Genomic DNA, 25,682 nt, shown 5'->3' on the forward strand with positions numbered 1-25,682 from the left:
CGTTGCAAGAACGCAGTCTTAGCATTTGAAGAAAAAATTTACAAACGCCAGGGAAAATCCGCCGACCCATACGAGTATCATCCCAGAAAATCCGGCGATGATAACAATAGTGCGCGATAGCCAGCTTGTGCCACGTGAGCGTCGGATGATGTAAGTGAAAAGCCGTGCGCCAACGATGATACCTGCGGCAACAATAAGCCAGCCAAGCGTATCGATAAGCGGATCTTTCTGGCCGAATTCTGGCGGACACTGACTCGTTGCGTGTACAGATGAAGAACACATCAGAAGTGCTGTAAGGAGTTTAACTTCTTTTGAGCGAATACCGGAAATACCCATGTGTGTTAACATCCCGCTAGAAGGCGAGCGAAGCGAGTCCTAGTGAAGGTCACGCTTTTTGTGGCCGCAACGTATTTCAGCAGTTTGTTAAGTGGTCTTCTTAGACCAATACAAAATAGCATCCTCTAATTCCTTTTCTATGCTATTACGTTTTACGACTTCATGCATGCTTTCATAGATATAGTCCAACGTATCTAGCACAACGGTACGCTCTTTGTTTGTATACCCAGAAAAACGATCGAAATTCTCTCTCGGCACCAGCTGTAATATGAAATCACCAATAAAATCATCACCCTGATCGTTTTGCCCATCCAATAAGACCATTTCAAGAAATCGGGGCATGCAATAAGCTAACGCTTCAGCGGTTAGAAAACTGATAGGTCCATATCCAATGTATCCGACCTGTGTCGCGCCAATCGCACTCAACTCGACAGCTCTTAGTGATTCATCGTGCTCAGCACATTCTGGGCAATGATCGAACTTCGTGAAGTGATCAGGCCTACTTCTCAAAGCAAAGGCACTATAGAAATTTGAGATAATCTTGGACTTAGTCATACCACTTAACGCCGCTGACAAAGGCTTGTCGCGTGCTCAGCCTTGTGACATTTAGCTTACCCATTTAATAAAACCGTTGTATGTATTCCATTCAGGATCGTCATAGAAATTAATGCCAATGGGAAAAGCGGACTTATCTGATAGCGATTGGTTTAGTTTACCCATCCAATCATTGCAGTCTTTGACATACCAAAGCCATTCCTTTGAACCATTGCAAGTGACTACCTGTGTTAAATAAGAATTTTCAGGTGTATCGAGCCAGTCCAATAGATCCTCTAGTTCTTGCTGCTGCTCATTAGTCGGTTGATCGGGAAAGCCATTTTCTCTACCCTCAAATTGCCAAGATATGACGACCATCGTTGCATAATCAGACTTGCATACTCTTGGATCAATGGATGGACGGTATCTATATATTATCGGAAAGCCTTCGCGCTCCCCTTTGGCAATGGCCCATTCTCCCTCGGATATTTCTGTCACTGCGAGCTCCTTGATATGTAACGCCAATCTAAGCGGCGTGCGTAGCACGTCCAAAGCTTGAGCGCCTTGTTAGTTTATTGATTCGATCAATGATTTAATTTTTTCAAGCTGTGAATGTTTGTAATTCACATAACTGAATGACCAAGATGAATCGTCTTTGAAATAGAGAACAACCATAGTTAATCCCTTTTCAGCGCGGCATTCTGAAAAAGTATCAATATCAACAGAACGAATACTATTGATTTTCCCCTTCCAGATCACTCTCTTCCCTTTAATTATTTCTATATTGCCATGACTTAATCGAAATGCCTCATTTACAGCCGAAATGCGAGTGTAATGATATAGAAATACAATTAAGGCCCCAAATAACAACATAAAAGAAGCGAGAAAGTTCACGAAGAGCATCGGGATACCAAAAATAGATAATAAGCCCACATAAAAATACATTGGGGCTAAATCGTTTTTATCTGGTTTTGGGGCCTCTATTAAAATTTCCTTTTCAGGCAACTACTTGTCCTTATTTTTGTAAGCTAACGCCCGGCGCAGCGGGCCAGTGTAGCGAGGCACGAGCGGAACTGGGTCCGACTGCCGCCGTTTGTTAGGTTGCCGCGCCATATTCTTGTTAATTTGTTTTGTAATGATAGCTTTTAAAGCTCTGATAGCAGTTAACACATACGATTTTTATGTCGCAGAATTCTTTAAAGCTATCTGTCATTTCACCTTCGGTATCGAATTTTGCTTCGCACTCATAGCACCAAGCCTGGAGGTCATTGGGGTCAGTTGAGTTTTCAATGAATCCTGCCTTACTGCCGGATTCACGCACTAGATGACAACAGACCACTGCTGCCACGCGCTCCCCATGAACACCGCAATCCACATACATTGGCTCGACATCCGAATTCATATACAACCTAACGCCTAGCTCACCCGACGAAAACCGCGTAGCGGTTTTTAGTCGGGTGGAGCGCCGTGTTAGGTGATTTGGCTATCTTAGGCAAGACCTTCCACAACCATCACTTCGAACTCCGCCGCACCTTTGCGAAGCAGTATTGCATCAGTGTACTCTGGAGACCGATAAAAGGACTTCGCCTTTTCCATCGTTGGAAACTCGATTATGACAGTTCTTCGATTATCGGTAGACCCTTCCAGTGAGACAACCTCTCCGCCTCGCGCCAATAGTGTCCCCTCATACTGTTCAATGATTGCTGGGGCTACTTTTTGATAGGCTTTTAGTTTATCAGGATCGTGAACAGTTATTCTAAGAATTACGTATACGGTCATGTTTAGTCCTTTTGTTCACCTAACGCCCCGCTAACCTGCACATACTGCAGAGAGCGTTTTTGTGTGAAAATGGAGCGCAGCGACAGACACAAAAACGAGCGTAGCAGTATGTGTCAGAGTGCAGCGGCTTGTTATGTTTTACTGCGGCCACTTTACTTTAAACCTGCTTTGTGAAGAGCAGAATTACACCTAAACGATAATTTACCCCAACTTTCTTTTGCTGACACAGTTTCATTCTCAGGAACTTTACGCCACTCTGACAATATAAAATGTATATCGCTTGGTTCTAGCCATAGTGCAATGCGACCATTTTCTTTCTCAAACGCTGAGCTTGTTCCAGCTTCGTCTCGTAAACTCTCAGAGGCCGAATCAAGTGCTTCGCTCCAGTCTCCTTCGTAGAGGTTACCAACTATCTTTTCTAGGACACATTCAAGATTCCATAGAGCACGCTGCTCCGCTTGATCTTCTACAGCGAACACATCATTTTCCGAATACCGCCTCAGCAATCCAGTGAGAACAATTATTTCTTCTTTTGTTAAATCAAGTTCCATTGCTTACTCTGATGAAACATAACGCCGCGCTTAGCCGCGGCCAACTTTGGGCGCTTTATGCGCGAAAATGGGAGCGACAGCGACCGCGCAGAAAGTTGGACGTCGGCCTGCAGCGCCTTGTTGTGCGTAGTTACTCGCAGAATGTCAGCAACCATTTGGCGGCTTCTCGATGACGAAAAGCAGGCAGTGCCAATAGGCTGGACAATTTCTCTTTACACCCCTCAGGATCTGACCAAGCAATTTCTGTGAGGAAGTGGTTCAAACCGTCATTATCGTGGCCTTCTTGTTCATTAAGATCAAGAGCATCAAACAACTCAGGCAAGTATTTCGTGCCACCGAGATCTGAAATAGGCTCTGAAAGTAGCTCGCGAACCCAGAAATAATTATTCTCAGATTTCAAAAGCTCAACCAATCTCGGTAGGTCTTCCTCAGTCGTTGACTTCTTTAATCTTTCAAATGCCTGAAGCTTTTGATCGACGTCATATTCTTCGAAATCAGACCAAAGAATTTTCATTTCATCTTCGATAACTTGATTCATACTCTTTTACGCATAACGCCTCAAACACCGGATTGGTGAAGTTGGCGGCTTTTTTGAAACAAAAAAGGTGACAGCTTTACCAAGTCCGCGTGCTTTGGCTTGTTATGTTTTTCTACGATACCGGCTAAGAATTTCTGTAAAATTTTCTTAGCCGGTTCAAGCTCTTTAATACCCTCAGTGATAAGGCAAACCTCATCATCGAGCCAAATTATGAAATCTATTGAAACAGGTGAAAGCTTTGAAGAATGATAATGGATTACCAGAAGCTTATTGGTCAATTCAAAGAAGTCCAATAGACCTAATTCGTAACGCTTTAGAAGCTCAATTGCCACCAACTCGAATGCTTCATTTTCTAAGTTGGTATCAATGTTACCTAGAATTTTAAGTTGCTTCTCTTCAGAGTTGGCCACACAAAGTTCAAGAAGAGCTTCTTCTGTTTCGTCATAATCAAGAATCTGCTCATCTGCCCAGAGGACAACTTGTTCAGGGCTAACAATTGAGCACAATAACTCAAACTCAATTATTTTGTAGATCAACTGATTTGGCACAACGATCTCTCAATAAACATAACGCCCGGCCTTTGGGCGCGCGCTTTTTGCGCGTCCCGCCACGCTTTTCAGTGGCCTAAACGGCCGCTTGTTATGAGTTTTCATCAAGGTGCCATCCTACGATGTCACCCACATCGTCATAGACGTTATAGATTACCTCGCAGTCACAGAAACCACCGTGCTCTCCAAGCCAAGGAACAACCACTTCTGGATCAAGCTTCCGCGACTTAATGAATTCAATGGACTCCTTCAGTGAGTGATCACACTCTGGAGCAGAATCCCTGTTTAAGTAGGATAAGAGATCTTTTAGGTCATCAATACTCATAGGAATTGATGCTCGAATCTCATCTTGCTCATTCTGCTTAAATTGAGCTTTAAGTTTCTTCTTCTGCTCTTTGTCCATGCTCAATTACTCATAACGCCTAGCTCACCCGACGAAAACCGCGTAGCGGTTTTTAGTCGGGTGGAGCGCCGTGTTAGGTGATTTGGCTATCTTAGGCAAGACCTTCCACAACCATCACTTCGAACTCCGCCGCACCTTTGCGAAGCAGTATTGCATCAGTGTACTCTGGAGACCGATAAAAGGACTTCGCCTTTTCCATCGTTGGAAACTCGATTATGACAGTTCTTCGATTATCGGTAGACCCTTCCAGTGAGACAACCTCTCCGCCTCGCGCCAATAGTGTCCCCTCATACTGTTCAATGATTGCTGGGGCTACTTTTTGATAGGCTTTTAGTTTATCAGGATCGTGAACAGTTATTCTAAGAATTACGTATACGGTCATGTTTAGTCCTTTTGTTCACCTAACAGTTTCTTAGTAGGCATGCTCATTAACACACCTAAGCCCTTATTCAGATTTCCAGCCTAACCCATTGTCCGGGCTGTAAAAACCATCGTTATTCTTTTTCTTGTCAGGATATAAATGCGCACACGCACTTTTACCCTGAAGCGTTCTTTACATTTTGCGCGTTATCACTTTTCGCAGAATCTTAAGTGATTGATTTTCTTCTATTCTTTCTGGTCCGAAGGTGTCAATCTGCGCATGCGCGTTTTGCTACCTGAGCGTAAACGCGCATCAGATTCCGCAAACAGCAAAATATACTGGTTGTTTGTACATGGTTTTTCTCTGGTAATTTTCGGTGCTTTTCCGGAAGTGAAAATCGTTCAGGTGATGCTTGTATACCAGACACGCTACCGCCCGTCCTTGTATACGCAGGGCAGGAATCGCGTGGCTTTATCATTCGGGATTGTAAGCGGGGAGGGCGTGTGTCCGGACGGTGTGTTCGTACGATATGGCGGCATCCCTGCGTTGGTTTGAGAGTACTGAAGTTCGGGGGCGGGTTCAATAATTGATAAAAATGGTTACAAGTGGCAAATGACGACAGGTATTGCTTTGGCTCTTCTTGATAATGAAAGCTGTGATCTGGTGGGCAGTGCCCACCCTACATATCAATGTGAACGCATGGCAGCTTCCGTCGCGGATAAGATCCGCTCCTACAGTACTGTTCCTGAACTGATATGCGGCTTTGCATCATGGTTTTATGCGCACGTGGCCGGGGATAAGTTCCACGGATTGGGTGCAGGGCCGATTGTGTGCTCCTGCACAATCGGCATTTCCGCCATCCATGGCGGTCAGGCAGCCCCGCAAAGGCCTCAAAGAGACTAAAAAAGCCAGCCCGCGCAGCGGCCACAAACAAACCGGATATTGCGACTGAAAGTAGCTCCCACAGCCGTCGACCCTACAGCCGCCGTATTCTCCATCACAATAAACAGCCATAAAAAAACTCCGGGCAAAACCCGGAGTTTTTTTAATCGCCAGCAGCTGACTGCGCCTGACTTCAGTACCACCTGATTTCAGCATCAGCTGCCAGCAAAGGCTGGGGTCATTATTTCAGATCATAACGATCCGCATTCATAACCTTCACCCAGGCTTTAACAAAGTCTTTTACAAACTTCTCTTTATTATCGTCCTGTGCGTACACCTCGGCGTAAGAACGCAGGATGGAGTTGGAACCAAACACCAGGTCGACACGGGTCGCTGTCCATTTCACATCGCCGCTTTTACGCTCAACGATGTTGTAGGAGTTTTTACCTGTTGGCTTCCAGCTGTAGGCCATGTCGGTGAGGTTCACAAAGAAGTCGTTGCTTAATACGCCTTCTTTAGCGGTGAACACACCGTGTTTGCTGCCGCCGTGGTTGGTGCCGAGTACGCGCATACCGCCGACCAGTGCGGTCATTTCTACGGCGGTAAGACCCATCAGTTGCGCGCGGTCGAGCAGCAGCTCTTCCGGCATTACTGTGTAGTCTTTTTTCACCCAGTTGCGGAAACCATCGTGGATCGGTTCCAGCGGTTCAAAGGATGCTGCGTCGGTCATCTCGTCGGTGGCATCACCACGGCCCGGTGCGAACGGCACAACAATATCCACGCCACCGTCTTTGGCGGCTTTTTCAACCGCGGCGCTGCCGCCCAGTACAATCAGGTCGGCCATGCTGACGGGTTTGCTTAAACCGGCCTGAATGCCTTCCAGTACTTTGAGTACTTTCTGCAGGCGCGCAGGTTCGTTGCCTTCCCAGTCCTTTTGCGGCGCCAGACGGATGCGGCCGCCGTTGGCCCCACCACGGTAATCGGAACCACGGAAGGTGCGGGCGCTGTCCCAGGCGGTGGCAACCAGCTCTGATACGCTCAGACCAGAGGCCAGAATTCTGGCTTTAATGTCGGCTACTTCGGCGTCGCTCAGGGTGTAGTTCACCGCCGGCACCGGGTCTTGCCAGATCAGGTCTTCGGCCGGTACGTCGGCACCGAGGTAACGGCTTTTCGGACCTAAATCGCGGTGGGTCAGTTTGAACCAGGCGCGGGCAAACACGTCTTCGAAGTAGGCCTGATCGTTACGGAAACGCTCGGCTATTTTGCGGTATTCCGGGTCGATCTTCAGTGCCATATCGGCGTCGGTCATCATCGGGATGCAGCGGATGGACGGATCTTCGACATCCACGGGCATATCTTCTTCGGCAATGTTCACCGGCTGATACTGGTGGGCACCGGCCGGGCTTTTGGTCAGTTCCCAGTCGTATTTAAACAGCAGGTCGAAGTAGCCGTTATCCCATTGTGTTGGCTTGCTGGTCCAGGCACCTTCGATACCGCTGGTGACGGTATCGCGGCCAATACCGCGGCCTTTGTGGTTGTTCCAGCCGAGGCCCTGTTCGTCAACGTCGGCGCCTTCCGGGGCAGGCCCAAGGTTGGCGGCATCGCCATTGCCGTGTGCTTTACCCACGGTGTGGCCACCGGCGGTTAAGGCAACGGTTTCTTCGTCGTTCATGGCCATACGCTCGAAGGTGACGCGCATATCCTGAGCGGTTTTCAGCGGATCGGGGTTACCATCCACGCCTTCCGGGTTTACATAGATCAGGCCCATCATCACGGCGGCTAATGGGTTCTCTAGATCGCGCTGACCGCTGTACCTTGTTCCTTCGCTGCCGCTTGGCGCCAGCCATTCTTTTTCTGAACCCCAGTAGGTGTCTTTTTCCGGATGCCAGATGTCTTCACGGCCACCGGCGAAACCGAAGGTTTTAAAGCCCATGGATTCATAGGCCATATTACCGGCAAGAATCATCAGGTCGGCCCAGGAAATCTTGTTGCCGTATTTCTTTTTCAGTGGCCATAACAGACGACGGGCTTTGTCGAGGTTGCCGTTATCCGGCCAGCTGTTCAGCGGTGCAAAACGCTGGTTACCGGTGTTGGAACCACCACGGCCATCGGTTGTGCGGTAAGAGCCGGCGCTGTGCCAGGCCATACGGATCATCAGGCCGCCGTAATGGCCCCAGTCGGCTGGCCACCAGTCCTGGCTGTCGGTCATCAGGGCTTTCAGGTCGCTTTTCAGGGCTTCGAGATCGAGCTTTTTGAATTCTTCGGCGTAGTTGAAATCGTCGCCCAGAGGATTGGTCTTGCTGTCGTGCTGATGGAGGATGTCCAGATTCAGTGCGTTGGGCCACCAGGCCATATTGTCGTTGCCGGACGTGGTGTTACCACCATGCATGACCGGGCAGGTGCCTGCTGGCTTTCCCTGATTACTGTTACTCATAAGTATCTCCTTGATTGACCGGTTGGCCGGCGCTCCCATTGTGGAAGGTTGTGGAAGTCTGTGCCGGTAGTGACTGTACAGATACAGACTAGGGGAGAAGCGCACGCTTGCCGAATTAGTTGTGGCAATACGTTCCTTAGTCAAAAGCTATCGAACTTTTTAAAAGAAAGGATTACTGACTATCGTTAAGCCGTCGAAGGAGATGAGGGCAGCAGGTTGAGGGAGTCAGGTTGGTGAGTCAGGCTGGTTTGTCGGTAGGGGTTGCTGAAATCTGTTACGGGGTTGGCAATGTGCCGGGTCAGGCAAACACAACAGCGACAGCCGCAGATAAAACACCTGCCCCGGATGGGGCAGGCCGATAACGCTCAGTCGAGCAGGAACTCCTGCCATTCGCTGAGCAGTTCTTTAAAGTCGTCGAGGCCACAGGCGGCAAAGGATTCGGCGTCGTAAAACTCCAGATCTTCGCCTTCCAGCTCCTCCAGTGAATGATCCTGCAGCAGTACCAGGGCAATGACTTCGGCATCGTCACGGGTCAGACGCAGTAAGAAATCGCGCCCCTGCCACTGAAATTCACTCTGTTGGCCTTGTTCCAGACTGCTGACAGCCTGCAACAGACGGCTCAGCTGCTCGGTATCGGCACCCAGTTCGTCGGTGAGCCAGAGGCCAAAGGCTTCGTGGTCCATCGACAGGCGTGCGCAGGGCAGCTGGCGTTCATTGTAGAAAAAACGGTAATCCATAAAGGGTCTTCGTGTGGTCAGTCGTTGTCGTCACTCAGGTCGGCGCCAGCCAGTGGCCAGCCGCCCAGATCTTTGTAGCGATTGATAATAAAGCAGAACAGTTCGGCGGTTTTGTAGGTGTCGTAAGCGGCACTGTGCGCAGCGCTGTTGTCAAAATCGATGCCGGCCATTTTGCACGACTTGGCCAGCACGGTATGACCGAGGGCCAGTGCGGCAATGGAGGCGGTATCGAAGGACGAAAACGGGTGGAACGGATCGCGCTTGATATCGTTGCGGGCGACGGCGGCACGCAGGAAACCATGATCGAAGTGGGCGTTATGGCCGACCAGTACGGCGCGGTTACAGCCGTTGGCTTTGATCTCGCGGCGTACGGTCTGGAACATGGCGGTCAGGGCGTCGATCTCAAATTCGGCATCGCGTTCGGGGTCGAACGGATCGATGCCGGTAAAATCGAGGGCTTCCTGCTGCAGGTTGGCACCATCAAAGGGATGAATATTGGCGCTCAGGGTTTCATTCGGATGCAGATAGCCATCCTCATCCATGCGCAGTGTGACCATGGCGATTTCCAACAGGGCGTCGGTTTCGGCATCGAAGCCGCCGGTTTCAACATCGACAACCACGGGTAAAAATCCGCGGAAGCGCTGTGCCATCATGGTTTTTTCCTGTTTCTCTTCACTCACCCTCAGTACTCCAGTTTCCAGCGCAGGGTTTCGCCGGCACGCAGCGGCACAATAACATCTTTGCCAAACGGCAGTTCGGCCGGCGCCTGCCAGTCTTGTTTGATCAGGGTAATTTCGTCGCTGTTACGCGCCAGACCGTAGAAGTCCGGGCCGTAATGGCTGGCAAAGCCTTCCAGCTTATCCAGCGCACCGAGGTCTTCGAAGATTTCGGCATACAGCTCAATGGCGGCGTAGGCGGTAAAACAGCCGGCACAACCACAGGCGTTTTCTTTGGCGCCTTTGGCGTGTGGCGCACTGTCGGTGCCGAGGAAGAATTTGCTGTTGCCGCTGGCGACCACATCCTGCAGCGCCTGCTGGTGAATGTTGCGCTTCAGAATCGGCAGGCAGTAGAAGTGCGGCTTAATTCCGCCAACCAGCATGTGATTACGGTTGTAGGCCAGATGCTGCACGGTGATGGTGGCGGCAACGTTGCTGCCCTGGCTTTGTACAAACTCGGCAGCGTCTTTGGTGGTGATGTGTTCAACCACCACTTTTAAGGTCGGATGACGGCTGACCAGCGGTGCCAGAATGGTGTCGAGGAATTCTTTTTCGCGGTCGAATATGTCGATGTGGTTCTGGGTGACTTCACCGTGCACCAGCAGCGGCATGCCGTTTTCGGCCAGCGCAGCGGCGATATCATCGAGCTTGCCGAGATCGGTAACACCGGAAGCGGAGTTAGTGGTCGCTCCGGCCGGATACAGCTTAACGGCTACAATGTTACCGGCTGCCTTGGCTTCAGTAATCATTTCCGGGGTGGTATTGTCGGTTAAGTACAGCACCATTAACGGGTTAAAGGTCAGGCCCTGCGGTACGCGCGACAGGATGCGGTCGCGGTATTCCAGTGCCTGTTCGGCATTCATCACCGGTGGCTGCAGGTTTGGCATGATGATGGCGCGGCCCATCACCCGGGCGGTGGCAGGCACGGTATGTTGCAGCACGGCGCCATCGCGTACGTGCAGGTGCCAGTCGTCGGGGCGGGTAATGGTCAAACGGTCAGTCATGCTCTTCAACCTTCAGCTAAAATTGATGGGGCATTGTACCGAAAGCAGCCTTTAACCGCTTAATTTTTCTCGGAATTGGCCGATAACTCAGGAACAGCCCCGAATTTAACAGCCTCAACCGGATGTCTATGCACAAACTAATTGCCTTAAGCTGCATGTTGCTCAGCGCTTTCTGCCAGGCGGATGCGGCGCTGGACTACGGCGGTGACATTGAAACTACCGACTGGTCGGTCAGTGGTTCGGTATTTGAGTGCCGTTTTGAGCAGACGCTGGCCGGGTATGGCCGCGCGGTGTTCTATCACGAGGCCGGCGAGGACGTTACTTTTCAGCTCGAAACCCTGAAGAACCTGATGTCGTACAGCCAGGCACGGGTCAGTATCCTGCCACCGCCCTGGCAGCCGGGAGTAAAAAGCGAAGATCTGGGTGTGGCGCGGATTGTAAAAGACACGCCGAATCTGAGTCTGGACGCCACCCGCACCAATCAGTTTCTGCATGCCTTGCTGGAAGGCAAATGGCCTGCCATCAGCCACAAAACCTATTACGATCAGAACCGCTTTGTAAAAGTGCACCTGTCGGCGGTGTCGTTTCCACAGTTTTATCTGGATTATCTGGAGTGTGTAAAACAGCTGCTGCCGGTTAATTACCGGCAGGTGGCGCGCTCGAAGGTGCTGTTTGCCAGTGGTGAAGAGCAGATCGATGCCCCCGATATGAAAATTCTCGACCGCATTATTTTTTACATAAAGCATGATCCGCGCATTTTTGCCGTGTATCTGGACGGTCATTCTGACAACGTTGGCCGCCGTTACGATAACCGCCAGACGTCCAAGGCGCGGGTTGAGGATGTGGAACGTTACTTTATAAAGCAGGGCATCGATCCGGAAATGGTGACCACCCGTTTTCATGGTGACCGTTATCCGGTGGCCAGCAACAAAACCGCCGCCGGACGCGCCGAAAACCGCCGTGTAACCATCCGCATCGAACAGCGGGAAGATATGCCGATACCGGATAATCTGCTGTTTAAACCGAAGGTCCGCACCCAGACTACCGCCAGCGGCGACTGATACCCGCCGCGCTTTCTTTATTGCTCTTTTTAGTCCTCTTTCTTTACTGCTCTTTCTTTGTCCTTTGGGTACGCCTGTTGGCTATCCCGTGCACAATCAGTACAATACCGCCCCTTTCGTTATTGCTATCCGCCGGTACGGGCTGTTTGCCCCCTGTGCGGCCAATCATCATCCTGGAGAATACCCATGTCAGACATCAAGAAAGTGGTGCTGGCCTATTCCGGTGGTCTGGATACGTCCGTGATCGCCAAATGGCTGCAAGAAGAATACAAGTGTGAAGTCGTAACCTTTACTGCTGACCTGGGCCAGGGCGAAGAAGTTGAACCGGCACGCGCCAAGGCTGAAGCTCTGGGTATCAAAGAAATCTTCATCGACGACCTGCGTGAAGAGTTTGCCCGTGACTTCGTATTCCCGATGTTCCGCGCCAACACCATTTACGAAGGTGAATACCTGCTGGGTACCTCGATTGCCCGTCCGCTGATCGCCAAGCGTCTGATCGAAATTGCCAACGCCACCGGCGCTGATGCCATTGCCCACGGTGCAACCGGTAAAGGTAATGATCAGGTGCGTTTCGAACTGGGTGCCTACGCCCTGAAACCAGGCGTAAAAGTGATTGCTCCATGGCGTGAATGGGATCTGACTTCCCGTGAAACCCTGATGGCGTACTGCGACAAGCACGACATTAAAGTTGAGAAAAAAGCCGGTAAGAAATCTCCGTATTCTATGGACGCTAACCTGCTGCACATCTCTTACGAAGGTGACATCCTGGAAGACCCATGGAATGAGCCGGAAGAAGATATGTGGCTGTGGTCTGTGTCTCCGGAAAATGCTCCGGACGAAGCGGCTTACATCACCATCAGCTTCAAAAACGGTGACCCGGTTGCCATCGATGGCGTGGAAAAATCTCCGGCCACCATTATGGAAGAGCTGAACAAACTGGCCGGTGCTTACGGTGTGGGTCGTGTGGATATCGTAGAAAACCGTTACGTGGGCATGAAAGCCCGTGGTTGTTACGAAACTCCGGCCGGTACTGTACTGCTGAAAGCACACCGTGCGATCGAATCCATCACTCTGGATCGTGAAGCGGCGCACCTGAAAGACGAACTGATGCCACGTTACGCCAAGCTGATCTACAACGGTTACTGGTGGAGCCCTGAGCGTAAAATGCTGCAGGCGGCTATCGACGAAACCCAGAAAGTTGTTAACGGCGATGTGCGCGTAAAACTGTATAAAGGCAACGTGATTGTGGTTGGCCGTCGTTCAGAAGACACTCTGTTCGATGAAAAAATCGCCACTTTCGAAGACGATGCCGGTGCTTACGACCAGAAAGATGCGGCCGGCTTTATTAAGCTGAACGCTCTGCGTCTGCGCACGGCTGCGAAAAAAGGCCGTAGCTTCCTGGATTAATTCCGGCGCTGTTGCTTTTCGCAAAAAAGAACCCGCTACGGCGGGTTTTTTTATGGGCTTTTTGAAGCTGTTTTCAGAACACTTCTGCATGCTGCTGGTGATTTTATGTCGCAATAAATCCCTTGTTTGCTGATGGTCAGACTGATAAGTTTATTTTTAGCGTAGCGCCTTATTGATGATGGCCTGCATATCATGAAATGACTGCTTGTTAGGGATAACGATGTCGGTATTTTTCAGCGGAATAGCACAGTTACGGACGTATTTTTCTCAACCGGTTATTTATAATTTTCAGCGGCGGATATTTCTGGCGGTCATGCTGGGATGGCTGAGCGGCTGCACGGCGAATGTGTATTTTCATCCGCCGGAAGAAATGTACTTAGTTCAACCGGAAATGGCGGTGAAAAAGGATCATCAATCCTGATTATGCTGTGCGCTGATACGACCCAGATAACGTGGGTGGTGAATCAGCCAGCCACCAATAAGACCGATCAGACTGCCCAGTAAAATATCGCTGAAACGCGCCAGCATAAGGGTATCCAGCGGACTTTGCAGCGCCGTTATTTCGGCAAAAAGCAGTGTTAATGGCGTAATAAAGAGCATAGCAATGCCGTAATTACGCACCACCAGAACTTCAATCGAAAAACTCAGCAAACCAATAATCAGCACCAGCATCCAGCCGTTGGGCTGCAGGGCAAAAATCAGCCAGGCGATGCCCAATCCCAGTGCGGTGCCGACGACGCGGTGTATTTTCCGTTGCCATACCAAACGAAAGTTGGCGCCCTGAATAATCGCGGCGCAGGAAATGGGTACCCAGTACGGATTATGCAGCTGTAGCGCGTTGGCTAATAACGATGACGCTGCAACAAAGACGGCGATAACCGTGGCTTCGGCCAGTATCCGGCGTGCCGGGGCAACGGTGCTGACTGGTGGTGTTGTTTCTGCTGGCAACAGCAGACTGTACAGCAGGGCAAGAATACAGGCTCCCGCGCTGCCGAGGCCAACCAGCAACAGTCTATGTGAAATCTGTTCCGTTTCATGAGGCAGAACGCTTGCCAACGCGGCAACCAGAATAAAAAAGAAACTTCCTGGTGGTGGCATGCTTAGCCAGCGTGTCAGAAAGGTACTGGCCATGGTTATCAACAGCAGCATCAGGGCAGCACTCAGAGGACCTGAGCTGATGCTGGCGAGTAAAAAACTGAGCTGAAAACCAAGGCTGCAGGCCAGCAGTGTCAGCAGACGGCGACGCAATCCGGCGGCGGGCAGATACAGAATCACCAGCGCACCAACACAGCCGAGAATGCCGGATTTTATATCGCCATACAGTACACCCGCTAATGCAGGCAGTGCCGAACAACACGCGACCAGCAAGGGTAAATGCCACGGACGGGTGGTCGGATTAAGGTGCAGCAGGGCACGCATTTCCTGTTTTATGATGGACCAGCGTGAGGAACGCTGTGGCGAGGGCGGCATAGATTCAACCTGAGCATGCAAAGGACTATGATACGGCGATGAGGTATTGGCTTACAGAGGTTTTATGTCGTCTTCAGGGGACAATCATACCAGCGTTCAGCAGGCGGAAAACTGTTCAGAGGGTGCAGATGAGCAGCGTTGTCCGCTCTGCGGCGGGCTTAACCAGTGTGCGGTTGCAGCACAAACAGAGCCATCGGCTTGCTGGTGTTTTCAGACGGAAGTCAGTCTCAGTAAATTGCTGCACCAGCAGGCTGATCTGCCAGAAAATTATTCCAGGCAGACGTCCTGCATTTGTCCGGATTGTGCATCGAGACTGATTTCAGAACACTCGCGGATACCATAAGGGCGGAATAATTCCAGCAGCTTACCGTTGCTTTTCAGTTCATCCATCAGTTGGTTGATTTCTTTTGCGCCGGGCATAAAACCAGGACGGATCAGAGCGGAGTGCTGATAGCGCTGGTCATAACGATCCGATACCAGAAATTCTTCACGCGCGCCGGGGTTATCTTTAAAAAAACGATGCAGAAATGCTTTGCTCATGACTGCAATATCGCCATGCCGCTCACGCAGCAATGACAGATTTTTTTCGTTGGTCCAGGACAAAATCATCTGAAAATTCTGCCGCAGAAACTGTTCGTCGGCATTAAAGGCGGCGAAGCCGTAATGAAAACCGAGAATGCCGATCATGCGCTTATCTGAGAGGTCGGCAAAATATTGCTGGTCGCGGCCTTGTTCGGCCAGTGCCACATAGACTTCACCGTCAGTCTGATAGGGGCGGGAAATTTCTATGGGAATACCCTGCCAGCCCCAGGCCGGGTTCTCAAAAAAGATGACGTCATAATCGCCCATGGTAAAGGCCTGATAACGGCGCTTGGGTGAGATGGGCACAGGTACAAACTGATAATGACTCTGGTGCTCATTAAGCAGCTGAATAAGGCTGATGGCGATGCCCTCATATTCTCCCTGCTCATTCTGTTCAACATAGGGAGGATAGGGATAGATCCCGACTTTAACCTGGGCTTCCGGCTGTGCTGAGGCAAGCAGCTGCGGAGACAGTAAATACAGGGCCAGACAAAGCATGATACGGCGGCTGGCACTGATCTGTCGGAAGGGGGATGTTACTTTGTAAGATTGCTTAACCAAGTCCTTGGCCTCTTTTGTATAAGCATTGTATACAGAATAGTCCTGTGTCCGGGGCTTGAAAAGATTTTACTCATCAAGCTCTGGAACGGTTCACACTAATTTAACGGGCCCGGCTTGGGAGCGGCTCTGCGCGCTGTTATAGTCCGGCCTTATTGTTGCAATTTATTGCTCAGATTCTTTGTTCTGATGTCCACGCAGGATGCCTGGTATGACCAATTCATCTCCCCAGACTTTATATCCGGACGCCAGCCCGGTGGCTGAAATCCCGTCAACCTTGAAGTTGATTGACAGTTTGCGCCTTAACGCCCAGCTGGGTAAGAACAGTCACTTTTACGCATCGCTGAAGCGCCGTAACCTGCACATTCTCTGTGGTGTCCCGGTGGTGATTATTAATCTGATTCTGGGGTCGGTATTTTTTGCTCTGTTACAGGCCGAGTTACCGGACTGGGGCAAATGGCTCAGTGCCGGTCTGGCATTACTGGCGGCTGCTCTGGGCGGTGTGCAGACTTTTTTTGATTTTAAGAAAAACTGCGCCGGTCATCGTGAAGTTGGTAACGATTATCTGGAGCTGGCGCGTGAGTGTGAGCGTCTGCTGGCACTGTACGATGATGAACTGATGAATCTGCAGCAACTGGCTGTGGAACTGCGCCGGCTGAATAAGGAATATGCCGAGATTAACGAGCGGGCCGAGATGTTTATTGTGTCACCACGTGAGTATGAATATGCCCGCCAGCGTTTGCTGACACGGGCAAAATAGCGCTAGTCATCCCGGCTGCCGCTCTGTTGCCGGAATCGGAATCCACATAATAATAAGGACGACAGCATGCCAACTGAATGGGCTTATCAGAGTGCGACCCGCTTACTGGCGGCAATGGCCGCCGGACAACTGAGCAGCCGCGATCTGCTCGAATATTACCGCCAGCGGATCGAACGCTATAACCCGCAGCTTAATGCGGTGGTCGCCACCGCTTTTGACGCTGCGTTCCGCCGTGCCGATGAGGCTGATAATGCGCGCCGTGAAGGTGTGTCCTGGGGACCACTGCACGGTCTGCCGATCACCATCAAAGATACCTTCGAAGTGCAGGGCATGCCCTGTGTGGCCGGCGCACCGGCACTGGCCGGACATCGGCCGGGCAGTAACGCCTTTGCGGTGCAGCGCCTGCTGGATGCCGGCGCCATTATTTTCGGTAAAACCAATGTGCCGCTCTATGCCGGCGATATTCAGAGTTACAACAAGGTGTACGGCTCGACCAATAACCCCTGGGATGAAAGCCGTACGCCAGGTGGCTCGTCCGGCGGTGCCGCAGCAGCGCTGGCCGCGGGCTTTACCGCACTGGAGCTGGGCTCGGATATTGGTGGCTCGATCCGTACACCGGCGCATTTCTGTGGTGTGTTCGGCCATAAAGTTACCTACGGCATTGTTTCCAGCCGTGGCCATATTCCTGGGCCGCCGGGCATGCTGAGTGAACCGGATCTGGCGGTTCCCGGTCCGCTGGCTCGCAGTGCCGAAGATCTGGATCTGGCACTGCAGGTGGTGGCCGCCCCCGGCCCTCTGATGTCGGAGCACTGGTCACTCAATCTGCCGGCGCCACGGGCTAAGCAGCTGCAGGATTTCCGCGTGTTGCTGTGGCTGGATGATCCGCTCTGTCCGCTGGATGAAACCCTGAAGCCGGTGTATGACGGTCTGTATCAGCAACTGCAGCAAGCGGGCGCGAAAGTGACGTACGGCGCTCCTGAAGGAATCTCACTGAGCCGCTTCTTTCCGGTGTATATGAGCCTGCTGGGCTCGGTGCTGGGGTCCGGCATGAAGCCCGGCCAGCGGCGCATGATGCGTCTGATGGGCGGCATGGCCAAACGCTTTGGCCGCTGGATGAAAAGCGGGGCATACGGTGATGAATTTTTGCTGGGCATGGGGCAGAGCCATGCTGACTGGGTAAAGCGCAGCGAAGAGCGTTATCGCCTGACCGAGTCGTTCAGCAAGCTGTTTGACCAATACGATGTGGTGCTGACGCCGGTGGCGATGACGGCGGCCTTCCGCCATTTACAGGATGTCCCGATTCAGGTGCGCAAACTGGATGTGAATGGCGGGCAGCGTAACTACTCCGATATGTTTATGTGGATTGCTCCGGCCACCCTGATGGGGCTGCCTGCGACCAGCGCACCGGTCGGGCAGACCGCCACCGGCCTGCCGGTTGGCATTCAGATTCTGGGGCGCCGCTACGATGACCGCACGACCATTGAGTTTGCCCGGCTGCTGGAACAGGCGGGTATGGATTTCCGTGCGCCGCCGGGGCTGAGCTGAATGCCGGCAGGGGAGGATGGCAGCCTGCTGACTGTACTTTTTGCCGGGTTGTCGGTACCGGCGTTGCTGACCTTATTGCTGTGCAGCTTTCTCGGTTCGTTGCTGACAGCGGCACTGGGTGTTGGCGGCGGGGCATTTCTGATTACGGTAATGGCCGGTATTGTGCCGCCGCTGGCACTGATTCCGCTGCATGGCATGGTGCAGCTGGGCTCTAACGGTTCCCGCGCCTGGCTGGCCCGGCGGCATACTCAATGGCCTAAGGTCGGTTGGTTTTTAGCCGGTGCTTTACTGGCCGTGGTGTTATCCGTACTGGCTCTGCACTGGCTGAGCGGGCGCCTGGACCCTGGTGTTATTCCGCTGTTTATCGGTCTGTTTATTCTCTGGCTGAGTTGGGGCAAAGTGCCGCCGGTTGGGCTGGGGGAACATCCTCTGGGGTTGTTTGCAGGAGGCTGGCTGACGACGCTGGCGACCATGCTGGTCGGGGCCACGGGGCCTTTGGTGTCGGCCTGGCTGGGACGCAGCGATGGTGACCGCTGGCAGTACACAGCCAATTTTTCGACCAGCATGAGCGTGCAGCATCTATTAAAAGTCGTGGTATTTGGCTTTGCCGGTTTCGCCTTCAGCCAGTGGCTGCCATTACTGCTGCTGATGGTGCTGGCCGGTTATCTGGGTACCCGTGCCGGTCTGAAACTGATGGGCAGGATTCCGGAAGCCTTGTTCCGCACCTTGTTCCGTTGGGTGCTGACGCTGTTGGCGTTACGGCTGATCTGGGTCTGGTATCAGGGCTGACAAGCCGCTGCACTCAGACGCCGATATCTTCGTTCCATAACGTTGGCTGATCTGCAATAAAGCCGCGCATCAGTTCAATGCATTCCGCATCGTTGAGTACGGTCAGGCTGACACCGCGCTCGCGCATATGGGCCTCGGCGCCCATAAAGGTAATGTTTTCGCCGATCACCACCCGCGGGATGCCATACAGCAACGCGGCGCCACTGCACATATCGCAGGGGGATAGGGTGGAGTAGAGCGTGCATTCGCGGTAGTCGGCGGCGGTTAAGCGTCCGGCGTTTTCCAGACAATCCATCTCGGCGTGTAACACCACGCTGTTCTGTTGTACCCGGCGGTTATGGCCGCGACCGATAATCTGCCCGCCTTTAACCAGAACCGAGCCGATGGGAATGCCGCCTTCGGCCAGTCCTTTACGTGCTTCTTCCAGTGCGGCCTGCATCGCTTGCTGATCGTTCATAGGTTTGTCCTTTTGCCTGTTTTTGCTTTGGCCGGTTGCCGTTTTTATGGGGCTACCAGAGATCGCCGAAACGTTCGCGGTGGCTTAAGTATAAGCGCAGGTCGAATTCCAGCTGGTGGTAATCCGGTTCCATATAGCAGCACAGTTTGTAGAAGGCTTTGTTGTGTTCTTTCTCGCGCAGGTGCGCCAGTTCGTGTACCAGGATCATGCGTAAAAAAGCCTCCGGCACCTGACGGAACAGGGTGGACACGCGGATTTCGTGCTTGGCTTTAAGCTTGCTGCCCTGCACCCGCGAGACAAAGGTGTGCAGTCCGAGGGCGTGATTAATCACATGAATTTTGTCGTCATAAATTACTTTGCTCAGCGGTGGAGAACTGCGCAGGTGGTCGTTTTTTAACGCCATGGTGTAATCGTACAGCGCACGTTCGTTATTCAGGCTGTGACTGTGCGGATATTTTTTCTGCAGCAACGGACCGAGTTTACCGGCCTCCAGTAACTCGGCGGCCTGGCGTTGCAGATCGGGGCTGTAGCCGTTGAGATAGTTTATCTGGCGTTGTTTCATTGGTTTGGTTTACGCATGGTTAACGATGTTTCAGGGATTCAGAGCATGGTTACGGCACAGCTCAATCCAGGCCTGAATACCGGCGCTGCGGTATTTCTGGCGGTGCACAATCATATACAACTGGCGGCTGAAGTCGCGTTGCGGGACTGTTAAATGCACCAGGCTGCCACGGCGGAAAGCATCGGTAAGGGTAATCTGCGACAGACAGCCGATACCGAGCCGCGCTTCCACCGCACGCTTAATGGCTTCGGTGTGCTGTAGCTCAAGGGTTATGTTGAGGTCGGGCAGCAGGCCGTGCAGGGCGCGGTCAAAGGCCTGACGGGTGCCGGAGCCGCTTTCGCGCAGAATCCAGCGGGCGGCGAGTAAGTCGCTGTCATCGATATGGCCCTGCTGCTGTTGCTTGTACGCCAGCTCATCGTCGGGGTGGCAGAACACCGCCAGTTCGTCGTTATGCCAGGGAATCATTTCCAGTTCCGGATGATTCAGCTCTCCTTCAATCAGGCCGATGTCCAGCTCGTAGTTCAGCACTTTGTCGGCAATCTGGCGGGTGTTGGCCACATCCAGCCGCACCGGTGCATCCGGGTGTTCGGCCATATATTTCGCCATTAAACCCACCGCCAGATAATTACCGATGGACAGGGTCGCACCAACATTCAGCGGCCCGGCTTCGGCATGGCGCAGCAGTATCTGTTCGAAATCCTGCGCCTGAGCCAGCAAGGCTTCGGCCCGTGGGCGTACCAGCCGGCCCTGTTCGTTCAGCTGCAGGCGTTTGCCGACACGGTCAAACAGCTGCACGGCAAACTGATGCTCAAAGTCTTTTAACGCGCTGCTGGCCGCACTCTGCGACATCGCCAGTTCATCGGCGGCGCGGGTCAGGTTCTGGTGGTGGGCAATGGCAATAAACACTTGCAGCTGACGCAGGGTGTAACGCATGGCGGCCTCGGAGATGCCGGAGCCGGCATCGGGTTGTTATTCGGTAAAACCGAATAAAGTTATTCAGATAACTTGATTTGCCGATAGTCTGCCGTGGGTTACTCTGCCTGACAAGTTAAATTGGCCGCCAGGAACCAGCCATTATGAGCAATCTGATCCGCGAAACTGTTACCAGTGTGCATCACTGGAATGAAACCCTGTTCAGCTTTACCACCACCCGTAATCAGGGGCTGCGTTTCAAGAATGGTCATTTCACGATGATTGGTCTGGAAGTGGAAGATAAGCCACTGCTGCGTGCTTACAGCATTGCCAGCGCTAACTATGAAGAAGAGATGGAATTTTTCTCCATCAAAGTGCAGGACGGCCCGCTGACCTCTCACCTGCAAAAGCTGCAGGTTGGCGATGAAATTCTGGTGGGTACCAAACCGGTGGGCACACTGATTACCGATAACCTGTTGCCCGGCAAAAACCTCTATCTGCTGAGCACCGGCACGGGGTTGGCGCCTTTTATGAGCATCATCAAAGATCTGGATGTGTACGAACAGTACGACAAAGTGATTCTGACCCACGGCGTGCGTTGGGTATCCGAGCTGGCGTATCAGCAACGTATTGAGCATGAACTGCCGAATAACGAATATTTTGGTGATGTGGTGCGCGAAAAACTGATTTATTACCCAACGGTTACCCGCGAGCCGTTCCGTAATAACGGTCGCCTGACCGATGCGCTGACCAGTGGCAAGCTGACCCGTGATATCGGCCTGGCCGATCTGAATCCGGAAACCGACCGTTTTATGCTGTGCGGCAGCCCGGCGATGCTGGATGATTTGACCAGAATTCTCGATGACATGGGCTTTGAAGAAGCGCGTGGCGGTAAGCCGGGGCATTATGTGATTGAGCGCGCCTTCGTCGAAAAGTAAGGCGCTGTTGCCAATGAATTCGCCGTTATAGCGGCAAGCGGGTAAGCCCGCCCGTTCTCTGTTCTGCCGGAATCTTGGCCCGTCAGAACAGAGAACGGGTGGGCTTTTTTATTAGGGCCTGTCGACACTCATTAAACAGGCCTGTTATTGACTAAAAATTTTTCAAACAAGGCGCTGAGAGTGTGGGATGTTCAGCACATCCCTGTGCTTCACCCCTTCGGGGTTGGCACGCCAATCTGTTCCAGGCAGATTGGTAACGGCTTAAGCGAGCGAACAGCAACGCAGGATGAGGGATTTTTAGCCATAACCCTTCGGGCTGAGGCCGGTTTTCCCCATAAACATCGTCGTTCGTCATTCATTTAGCCCGCTACCAATCTGCAGGAGCAGATGGGCGCGAAGCCCGTAGGGTCAGGAACATGGATGTTCCTGACAATATCACTCCTCTCTCCTTGTTCTGAGAAAAACCGGCTCTCAGCAGGACCTCTTCAATGAGTGTCGACAGGCCCTAGTGTTATTCCTGTGCGTGCTCAAAACTGAGCAGCAACTGACGCAGCAGATCGTTCAGTTGCCGTTGTTGTTCAGGCTGCAATGCGTTGAGCAGACGTGCCTGCAATTGCAGATGGTGCTCAACTGCACGGTTAATCAGTTCGCGGCCACTGTCGCTCAGCTGTACCAGCAGGCTGCGGCGGTCATCGGGATCGGGCAGGCGCTCAATCAGGCCGCGTTGTTCCAGCCGGTTCAGACGGTTGGTCATGGCACCGGAGGTCAGCATGGCCGATTTAAACAGAACCGTCGGAGTTAAGCGGTAGGGCGGGCCGCTGCGCAGCAGGGTGGCCAGCACATCAAACTCACCACTGGCGAGCCCCAGCTGCTTATGCAGTTCGCTGATTTCCTGACGGGTATAGTTTGCCAGACGTGATAGCCGGCCCACCGCCTGCATCGGCCAGATATCCAGGTCTGGCCGCTCCTGCTGCCATTGGTCAGCAATAAAATCCACATGATCCTGAGTCATAAGGTGTCGCTTTTCCTGTGTAAAACGGAATCTGTTCAGTGTGCCCGGGAAATATCTTAACGTAAAGATATTTGACCGGGATCGTCGTTAGGGATATCTTTGCTTGAAATATCTTAACATGAAGATAACTGGTGGGCAGAAATGACAGCGAGCAGTAAAGATATACCCGTTGGTTTGCCGCTATGGCTGATGGCCGTGGCAGCTCCTTTGTTGTGGGGAACAACCTACGCAGTGACGCAGGCTTTTCTCGCCGGAGTTGATCCATTCTGGCTGGCGACGCTGCGCATCGTGGTGCCCGGCGTGATGATGGTATGGCTGGTGCCGCTGGCGGTGTGGCGCCGGCATTGGCTGAACATTGTGGTGCTCAGTGCGCTGAATATCGGCATCTTCACGGTGTTGTTGTTTGGTGCTATTCAGCGCTTACCGGGCGGCATGGCAGCGACACTGACGGCCAGTATGCCGCTGCAGTTACTGCTGTTGCGCGCGTTGCAGGGCAGGCTGCCGGCCCCTTTGCAGTTGCTGGCTGCGGTGGGCGGGATGGCGGGGGTTGGGCTGCTGGTCTGGCAGGCTCCGGCTGAACCTGACTGGACGGGAGTGGCGCTGGCTTTGGCGGCGGCATTCTGCATGGCGCTGGGCGTGTTGCTGATGCCGGTTCTGGGGCGCGGTATCAAACCGCTGGTACTGGCCAGTGCGCAGTTGTTCAGTGCCGGTGTTGTGTTATTGCTGCTGATGCTGCTCTGGGGACGGCCGTTTCCGGCACTGGATACTCAGGGCGTGCTGGCGCTGGTCTGGCTCGGACCGGTGGGTATGGGACTGGGTTATTACCTGTGGTTCCGTGCTATTACCCTGATTGCCGTTGATAAGCTGGCCTTTATGGGGCTGATTAATCCGGTGGTGGCAGTATTGGCCGGTGTTCTGGTGATGGGGGAACTGATGAATATCAGTCAGGCTTTTGCCATTGCACTGGTGCTGTTCTGTGTGTTGCTGGCTCAGCATCCGGCGGCGCAGCGGCATTTGTCTGCAGCCAGGGTCAGTTAAAACTGGCACTGAAGCTGCAATGTCTCCGGTTAGTTAAATAAATCGTCGGTTTTCCGGCGTTATTTGAATGATCGTGTGACAGGAGAATGACAATGCCCGGACAAGGTACCGTAGAAGATGTACTGCGCAGCCTGAACTTTGCTCAGGATGTCGGTAAGCAGATACGCGACGCCGGTTATGTGCTGGATAAGACAGAGCTGAAGCGTCTGCTGGCTGAACTTACCTCGGCGGTTGCCTCCAGTAAAATGGAGCTGGCTTTGCTGCAGGGCGTGTGTGAAGCCCGTGACGAAGAACTGATCCGCTTACATGAAGCACTGGTGTACAAAGGCAATCTGCGCCGTCGCGGTGATGGCTATTACAAAACGTTGGATGGCCGTCCTTATGGTCAGCCTCACTGCTCTTATTGCTGGGAGAGTAAGCAGCAATTACTGCATCTTCACAGCCGGATTCTGAGTAAAGACATTCGCATTTGTCCGGGCTGCAAAAATGAATATCAGGCCATCCGCACACCGTATCTTGAAGCGGACGGCATGACGGTTTAAGCCAGCGCACGCCGATCGTTGCAGCTGGGAGACAGAGTGTCTGCGCTGTTTGGCGGGAAAATGGCCGGACAGGCAGAGGCTGCTCTCGCACTTCGGTCAGGGCACGGCTATATTGGCCGCGCAATGTCTGGCGATGGAATCCGTATGAAGCTGCTTAACCCTGCTGTTCTGATTTTAAAGGTATCGTTACTGGTCCCGGTTATGGTCTCAATGCTGTGTCCTGTTTTTGTGGCCAATGCTGAAGACACTGAGGCTGATGCCGGAGCCGGTAGAGAACCGACGGTGCTGGAAGAATTATTACCCGCCACCGGGCCGCTGAAAACCAAGCAGCAACCGGTTGATATGATTGCGGATGATGAGTTCAAACCAGCATTGCGTGACAACCTGCCGCAATTGGTTGAAAAAATTCAGGTTGAGCGCCTGGCATCCGACAGTCCTTATGTGATGCTCCCGCACCGGCCTAATTATGTGTTGCCTCTGTCTTATCAGGGCCGTCCCAGTGATCGTGAACAGAACCGGGTTTTGCAACATTACACCGGAGATCCTGACGCTGAACGCGAAGCTGGCAATGATCATCTGGAGGCGGTATTTCAGCTCAGTATCAAATACCGTTTGTCCGAAGGTCTGCTGGGAAAATTCAGCAGCATTGATGTGGCTTATACCAACCGTTCCTTCTGGCAGGCGTACAACGGCGATATTTCCCGGCCATTCCGTGAAACCAACCACGAACCCGAGCTGATATTTTCCTGGCAGCCACAAAATAAGTGGGTTGATTATTTTTCTCTGGCCATTAATCACCAGTCCAACGGCCAGACCAGCTCGATGTCGCGCAGCTGGAACCGGGTTATTGCCCAGGTCGCATCGGTATCGTCTACAGGGATCTATTCCACCCGGATCTGGTGGCGCCTGCCGGAAGAAAGTAAGGCTGATCCTTTTGACCCCGCCGATAATGATAACCCGGATATCGACGATTATATGGGTAACGGTGAATTCACCTATATCTATGTCATGGGCAACCACAATATCAGCACTATGTTGCGCAATAATCTGAATCCGGATAAAAACCGTGGCGCGATTGAAATCGGCTGGACCTTTCCGCTCAACCGTAAAATCAAAGGATTTGTGCAGTATTTTAATGGTTACGGTGAAAGCCTGATTGATTACAACCGCTATCAGGAGCGTATTGGCGTCGGCATTAAACTCAGCGACTGGTTCTGAGCTGGCTG

31 protein-coding genes are annotated in these 25,682 nt (G+C 52.4%); 11 read left to right on the top strand and 20 right to left on the bottom strand.

Going from position 1 to position 25,682, the window contains the following annotated elements; translation table 11 throughout:
* Nucleotides 1-18: 18 nt before the first annotated feature.
* The 14 genes from HUF18_RS06945 to pyrC all read right to left on the bottom strand — a co-directional run bounded on the left by HUF18_RS06945 (nucleotide 19) and on the right by pyrC (nucleotide 10,823).
* Nucleotides 19-336: a hypothetical protein gene (locus HUF18_RS06945; RefSeq protein WP_225691636.1), complete on the bottom strand. Its 318-nt coding sequence runs from the start codon at nucleotides 334-336 to the stop codon at nucleotides 19-21.
* Between the two features lie 87 nt (nucleotides 337-423).
* Entirely contained in the window at nucleotides 424-891 is a 468-nt protein-coding gene (locus tag HUF18_RS06950) for a hypothetical protein (protein ID WP_225691637.1), read from the bottom strand.
* Between the two features lie 51 nt (nucleotides 892-942).
* Nucleotides 943-1,368, bottom strand: coding sequence for a DUF695 domain-containing protein (locus HUF18_RS06955; protein ID WP_225691638.1), 426 nt, complete (start codon nucleotides 1,366-1,368; stop codon nucleotides 943-945).
* A gap of 69 nt (nucleotides 1,369-1,437) precedes the next feature.
* Nucleotides 1,438-1,875, bottom strand: coding sequence for a hypothetical protein (locus HUF18_RS06960; RefSeq protein ID WP_225691639.1), 438 nt, complete (start codon nucleotides 1,873-1,875; stop codon nucleotides 1,438-1,440).
* A gap of 483 nt (nucleotides 1,876-2,358) precedes the next feature.
* Nucleotides 2,359-2,649: a DUF1330 domain-containing protein gene (locus HUF18_RS06965; protein ID WP_225691640.1), complete on the bottom strand. Its 291-nt coding sequence runs from the start codon at nucleotides 2,647-2,649 to the stop codon at nucleotides 2,359-2,361.
* Between the two features lie 152 nt (nucleotides 2,650-2,801).
* Nucleotides 2,802-3,200 (bottom strand): hypothetical protein, encoded by a 399-nt coding sequence (locus tag HUF18_RS06970; protein WP_225691641.1) that lies wholly within the window; start codon nucleotides 3,198-3,200, stop codon nucleotides 2,802-2,804.
* A gap of 130 nt (nucleotides 3,201-3,330) precedes the next feature.
* Entirely contained in the window at nucleotides 3,331-3,738 is a 408-nt protein-coding gene (locus HUF18_RS06975) for a hypothetical protein (protein WP_225691642.1), read from the bottom strand.
* Nucleotides 3,739-3,758: 20 nt separating this feature from the next.
* The gene (locus HUF18_RS06980) at nucleotides 3,759-4,286 is read right to left on the bottom strand and encodes a hypothetical protein (protein WP_225691643.1); all 528 of its coding nucleotides are present in this window, start codon (nucleotides 4,284-4,286) and stop codon (nucleotides 3,759-3,761) included.
* Between the two features lie 91 nt (nucleotides 4,287-4,377).
* Entirely contained in the window at nucleotides 4,378-4,689 is a 312-nt protein-coding gene (locus HUF18_RS06985; RefSeq protein ID WP_225691644.1) for a DUF2695 domain-containing protein, read from the bottom strand.
* A gap of 91 nt (nucleotides 4,690-4,780) precedes the next feature.
* Nucleotides 4,781-5,071: a DUF1330 domain-containing protein gene (locus HUF18_RS06990; RefSeq protein ID WP_225691640.1), complete on the bottom strand. Its 291-nt coding sequence runs from the start codon at nucleotides 5,069-5,071 to the stop codon at nucleotides 4,781-4,783.
* 1,102 nt (nucleotides 5,072-6,173) lie between these two features.
* Nucleotides 6,174-8,366 carry a catalase/peroxidase HPI gene (katG, locus tag HUF18_RS06995; RefSeq protein ID WP_225691645.1) on the bottom strand — a complete coding sequence of 731 codons (2,193 nt, stop codon included), beginning with the start codon at nucleotides 8,364-8,366 and terminating at the stop codon, nucleotides 6,174-6,176.
* A gap of 365 nt (nucleotides 8,367-8,731) precedes the next feature.
* Nucleotides 8,732-9,103, bottom strand: coding sequence for a UPF0231 family protein (locus HUF18_RS07000; RefSeq protein ID WP_225691646.1), 372 nt, complete (start codon nucleotides 9,101-9,103; stop codon nucleotides 8,732-8,734).
* A gap of 17 nt (nucleotides 9,104-9,120) precedes the next feature.
* Nucleotides 9,121-9,753: a ribonuclease T gene (gene rnt, locus HUF18_RS07005; RefSeq protein ID WP_222428575.1), complete on the bottom strand. Its 633-nt coding sequence runs from the start codon at nucleotides 9,751-9,753 to the stop codon at nucleotides 9,121-9,123.
* A gap of 32 nt (nucleotides 9,754-9,785) precedes the next feature.
* Nucleotides 9,786-10,823 (bottom strand): dihydroorotase, encoded by a 1,038-nt coding sequence (gene pyrC, locus HUF18_RS07010; protein ID WP_225691647.1) that lies wholly within the window; start codon nucleotides 10,821-10,823, stop codon nucleotides 9,786-9,788.
* Nucleotides 10,824-10,951: 128 nt separating this feature from the next.
* Between pyrC and HUF18_RS07015 the strand changes: the two genes are divergently transcribed.
* From HUF18_RS07015 to HUF18_RS07025, 3 genes are all read left to right on the top strand, one after another.
* Nucleotides 10,952-11,884, top strand: coding sequence for a flagellar protein MotY (locus HUF18_RS07015; RefSeq protein WP_225691648.1), 933 nt, complete (start codon nucleotides 10,952-10,954; stop codon nucleotides 11,882-11,884).
* 186 nt (nucleotides 11,885-12,070) lie between these two features.
* On the top strand, nucleotides 12,071-13,291 hold the full coding sequence (locus tag HUF18_RS07020) for an argininosuccinate synthase (RefSeq protein ID WP_225691649.1): 1,221 nt from the start codon (nucleotides 12,071-12,073) through the stop codon (nucleotides 13,289-13,291).
* Nucleotides 13,292-13,511: 220 nt separating this feature from the next.
* Nucleotides 13,512-13,712: a hypothetical protein gene (locus HUF18_RS07025; protein ID WP_225691650.1), complete on the top strand. Its 201-nt coding sequence runs from the start codon at nucleotides 13,512-13,514 to the stop codon at nucleotides 13,710-13,712.
* On the opposite strand, the gene HUF18_RS07030 is transcribed toward HUF18_RS07025, so the two are convergent.
* Entirely contained in the window at nucleotides 13,703-14,761 is a 1,059-nt protein-coding gene (locus HUF18_RS07030) for an FUSC family protein (protein WP_225691651.1), read from the bottom strand. The genes HUF18_RS07025 and HUF18_RS07030 overlap by 10 nt on opposite strands.
* Nucleotides 14,762-14,825: 64 nt before the next feature.
* Between HUF18_RS07030 and HUF18_RS19845 the strand changes: the two genes are divergently transcribed.
* Complete coding sequence (locus HUF18_RS19845) at nucleotides 14,826-15,104, top strand: cysteine-rich CWC family protein (RefSeq protein WP_225691652.1); 279 nt, start codon at nucleotides 14,826-14,828, stop codon at nucleotides 15,102-15,104.
* Here the strand turns inward: HUF18_RS19845 and HUF18_RS07040 are convergent.
* The gene (locus HUF18_RS07040; protein WP_225691653.1) at nucleotides 15,029-15,904 is read right to left on the bottom strand and encodes a substrate-binding periplasmic protein; all 876 of its coding nucleotides are present in this window, start codon (nucleotides 15,902-15,904) and stop codon (nucleotides 15,029-15,031) included. The two genes, HUF18_RS19845 and HUF18_RS07040, sit on opposite strands and share 76 nt — an antisense overlap.
* A 208-nt stretch (nucleotides 15,905-16,112) precedes the next feature.
* Between HUF18_RS07040 and HUF18_RS07045 the strand changes: the two genes are divergently transcribed.
* From HUF18_RS07045 to HUF18_RS07055, 3 genes are all read left to right on the top strand, one after another.
* Nucleotides 16,113-16,661, top strand: a complete 549-nt coding sequence (locus HUF18_RS07045) for an SLATT domain-containing protein (RefSeq protein WP_225691654.1) — start codon at nucleotides 16,113-16,115, stop codon at nucleotides 16,659-16,661.
* Between the two features lie 66 nt (nucleotides 16,662-16,727).
* Complete coding sequence (locus HUF18_RS07050) at nucleotides 16,728-18,206, top strand: amidase (protein WP_225691655.1); 1,479 nt, start codon at nucleotides 16,728-16,730, stop codon at nucleotides 18,204-18,206.
* Complete coding sequence (locus tag HUF18_RS07055) at nucleotides 18,207-18,995, top strand: sulfite exporter TauE/SafE family protein (protein WP_186435933.1); 789 nt, start codon at nucleotides 18,207-18,209, stop codon at nucleotides 18,993-18,995.
* 13 nt (nucleotides 18,996-19,008) lie between these two features.
* Here the strand turns inward: HUF18_RS07055 and HUF18_RS07060 are convergent, their stop codons facing one another.
* Genes HUF18_RS07060 through HUF18_RS07070 form a run of 3 tightly spaced genes read right to left on the bottom strand, consistent with a single transcriptional unit; the run spans nucleotide 19,009 to nucleotide 20,947 of the window.
* Nucleotides 19,009-19,452: a nucleoside deaminase gene (locus tag HUF18_RS07060; protein WP_225691656.1), complete on the bottom strand. Its 444-nt coding sequence runs from the start codon at nucleotides 19,450-19,452 to the stop codon at nucleotides 19,009-19,011.
* 52 nt (nucleotides 19,453-19,504) lie between these two features.
* The gene (locus HUF18_RS07065; RefSeq protein WP_145469336.1) at nucleotides 19,505-20,014 is read right to left on the bottom strand and encodes a YgjP-like metallopeptidase domain-containing protein; all 510 of its coding nucleotides are present in this window, start codon (nucleotides 20,012-20,014) and stop codon (nucleotides 19,505-19,507) included.
* A 30-nt stretch (nucleotides 20,015-20,044) separates the two neighbouring features.
* Nucleotides 20,045-20,947: a LysR family transcriptional regulator gene (locus HUF18_RS07070; protein WP_225691657.1), complete on the bottom strand. Its 903-nt coding sequence runs from the start codon at nucleotides 20,945-20,947 to the stop codon at nucleotides 20,045-20,047.
* Nucleotides 20,948-21,090: 143 nt separating this feature from the next.
* Here HUF18_RS07070 and HUF18_RS07075 point away from each other — a divergent pair, with 143 nt between their 5' ends.
* Nucleotides 21,091-21,864 (top strand): ferredoxin--NADP reductase, encoded by a 774-nt coding sequence (locus HUF18_RS07075; protein WP_145469338.1) that lies wholly within the window; start codon nucleotides 21,091-21,093, stop codon nucleotides 21,862-21,864.
* Between the two features lie 511 nt (nucleotides 21,865-22,375).
* Here the strand turns inward: HUF18_RS07075 and HUF18_RS07080 are convergent.
* Complete coding sequence (locus HUF18_RS07080) at nucleotides 22,376-22,876, bottom strand: MarR family winged helix-turn-helix transcriptional regulator (protein ID WP_225691658.1); 501 nt, start codon at nucleotides 22,874-22,876, stop codon at nucleotides 22,376-22,378.
* A gap of 141 nt (nucleotides 22,877-23,017) precedes the next feature.
* On the opposite strand from HUF18_RS07080, the gene HUF18_RS07085 reads away from it, so the two are divergent.
* The 3 genes from HUF18_RS07085 to HUF18_RS07095 all read left to right on the top strand — a co-directional run bounded on the left by HUF18_RS07085 (nucleotide 23,018) and on the right by HUF18_RS07095 (nucleotide 25,674).
* On the top strand, nucleotides 23,018-23,914 hold the full coding sequence (locus HUF18_RS07085) for a DMT family transporter (protein WP_225691659.1): 897 nt from the start codon (nucleotides 23,018-23,020) through the stop codon (nucleotides 23,912-23,914).
* Nucleotides 23,915-24,006: 92 nt separating this feature from the next.
* Complete coding sequence (locus HUF18_RS07090; RefSeq protein ID WP_225691660.1) at nucleotides 24,007-24,456, top strand: hypothetical protein; 450 nt, start codon at nucleotides 24,007-24,009, stop codon at nucleotides 24,454-24,456.
* A 144-nt stretch (nucleotides 24,457-24,600) separates the two neighbouring features.
* Complete coding sequence (locus tag HUF18_RS07095; RefSeq protein WP_225691661.1) at nucleotides 24,601-25,674, top strand: phospholipase A; 1,074 nt, start codon at nucleotides 24,601-24,603, stop codon at nucleotides 25,672-25,674.
* Nucleotides 25,675-25,682 lie beyond the last annotated feature (8 nt).

Source organism: Thalassolituus sp. ST750PaO-4 (assembly GCF_020320405.1).
Classification (GTDB): Bacteria; Pseudomonadota; Gammaproteobacteria; order Pseudomonadales; family Oceanobacteraceae; genus Venatoribacter; species Venatoribacter alkanivorans.

Coding starts and splice junctions, on each gene's coding strand:
- HUF18_RS06945 (WP_225691636.1), bottom strand. CDS start 336: ATGGGTATTTCCGGTATTCGCTCAAAAGAAGTTAAACTCCTTACAGCA.
- HUF18_RS06950 (WP_225691637.1), bottom strand. CDS start 891: ATGACTAAGTCCAAGATTATCTCAAATTTCTATAGTGCCTTTGCTTTG.
- HUF18_RS06965 (WP_225691640.1), bottom strand. CDS start 2,649: ATGACCGTATACGTAATTCTTAGAATAACTGTTCACGATCCTGATAAA.
- HUF18_RS06970 (WP_225691641.1), bottom strand. CDS start 3,200: ATGGAACTTGATTTAACAAAAGAAGAAATAATTGTTCTCACTGGATTG.
- HUF18_RS06975 (WP_225691642.1), bottom strand. CDS start 3,738: ATGAATCAAGTTATCGAAGATGAAATGAAAATTCTTTGGTCTGATTTC.
- HUF18_RS06985 (WP_225691644.1), bottom strand. CDS start 4,689: ATGGACAAAGAGCAGAAGAAGAAACTTAAAGCTCAATTTAAGCAGAAT.
- HUF18_RS06990 (WP_225691640.1), bottom strand. CDS start 5,071: ATGACCGTATACGTAATTCTTAGAATAACTGTTCACGATCCTGATAAA.
- katG (WP_225691645.1), bottom strand. CDS start 8,366: ATGAGTAACAGTAATCAGGGAAAGCCAGCAGGCACCTGCCCGGTCATG.
- HUF18_RS07000 (WP_225691646.1), bottom strand. CDS start 9,103: ATGGATTACCGTTTTTTCTACAATGAACGCCAGCTGCCCTGCGCACGC.
- rnt (WP_222428575.1), bottom strand. CDS start 9,753: ATGGCACAGCGCTTCCGCGGATTTTTACCCGTGGTTGTCGATGTTGAA.
- pyrC (WP_225691647.1), bottom strand. CDS start 10,823: ATGACTGACCGTTTGACCATTACCCGCCCCGACGACTGGCACCTGCAC.
- HUF18_RS07015 (WP_225691648.1), top strand. CDS start 10,952: ATGCACAAACTAATTGCCTTAAGCTGCATGTTGCTCAGCGCTTTCTGC.
- HUF18_RS07020 (WP_225691649.1), top strand. CDS start 12,071: ATGTCAGACATCAAGAAAGTGGTGCTGGCCTATTCCGGTGGTCTGGAT.
- HUF18_RS07025 (WP_225691650.1), top strand. CDS start 13,512: ATGTCGGTATTTTTCAGCGGAATAGCACAGTTACGGACGTATTTTTCT.
- HUF18_RS07030 (WP_225691651.1), bottom strand. CDS start 14,761: ATGCCGCCCTCGCCACAGCGTTCCTCACGCTGGTCCATCATAAAACAG.
- HUF18_RS19845 (WP_225691652.1), top strand. CDS start 14,826: ATGTCGTCTTCAGGGGACAATCATACCAGCGTTCAGCAGGCGGAAAAC.
- HUF18_RS07045 (WP_225691654.1), top strand. CDS start 16,113: ATGACCAATTCATCTCCCCAGACTTTATATCCGGACGCCAGCCCGGTG.
- HUF18_RS07050 (WP_225691655.1), top strand. CDS start 16,728: ATGCCAACTGAATGGGCTTATCAGAGTGCGACCCGCTTACTGGCGGCA.
- HUF18_RS07055 (WP_186435933.1), top strand. CDS start 18,207: ATGCCGGCAGGGGAGGATGGCAGCCTGCTGACTGTACTTTTTGCCGGG.
- HUF18_RS07060 (WP_225691656.1), bottom strand. CDS start 19,452: ATGAACGATCAGCAAGCGATGCAGGCCGCACTGGAAGAAGCACGTAAA.
- HUF18_RS07065 (WP_145469336.1), bottom strand. CDS start 20,014: ATGAAACAACGCCAGATAAACTATCTCAACGGCTACAGCCCCGATCTG.
- HUF18_RS07070 (WP_225691657.1), bottom strand. CDS start 20,947: ATGCGTTACACCCTGCGTCAGCTGCAAGTGTTTATTGCCATTGCCCAC.
- HUF18_RS07075 (WP_145469338.1), top strand. CDS start 21,091: ATGAGCAATCTGATCCGCGAAACTGTTACCAGTGTGCATCACTGGAAT.
- HUF18_RS07080 (WP_225691658.1), bottom strand. CDS start 22,876: ATGACTCAGGATCATGTGGATTTTATTGCTGACCAATGGCAGCAGGAG.
- HUF18_RS07085 (WP_225691659.1), top strand. CDS start 23,018: ATGACAGCGAGCAGTAAAGATATACCCGTTGGTTTGCCGCTATGGCTG.
- HUF18_RS07090 (WP_225691660.1), top strand. CDS start 24,007: ATGCCCGGACAAGGTACCGTAGAAGATGTACTGCGCAGCCTGAACTTT.
- HUF18_RS07095 (WP_225691661.1), top strand. CDS start 24,601: ATGAAGCTGCTTAACCCTGCTGTTCTGATTTTAAAGGTATCGTTACTG.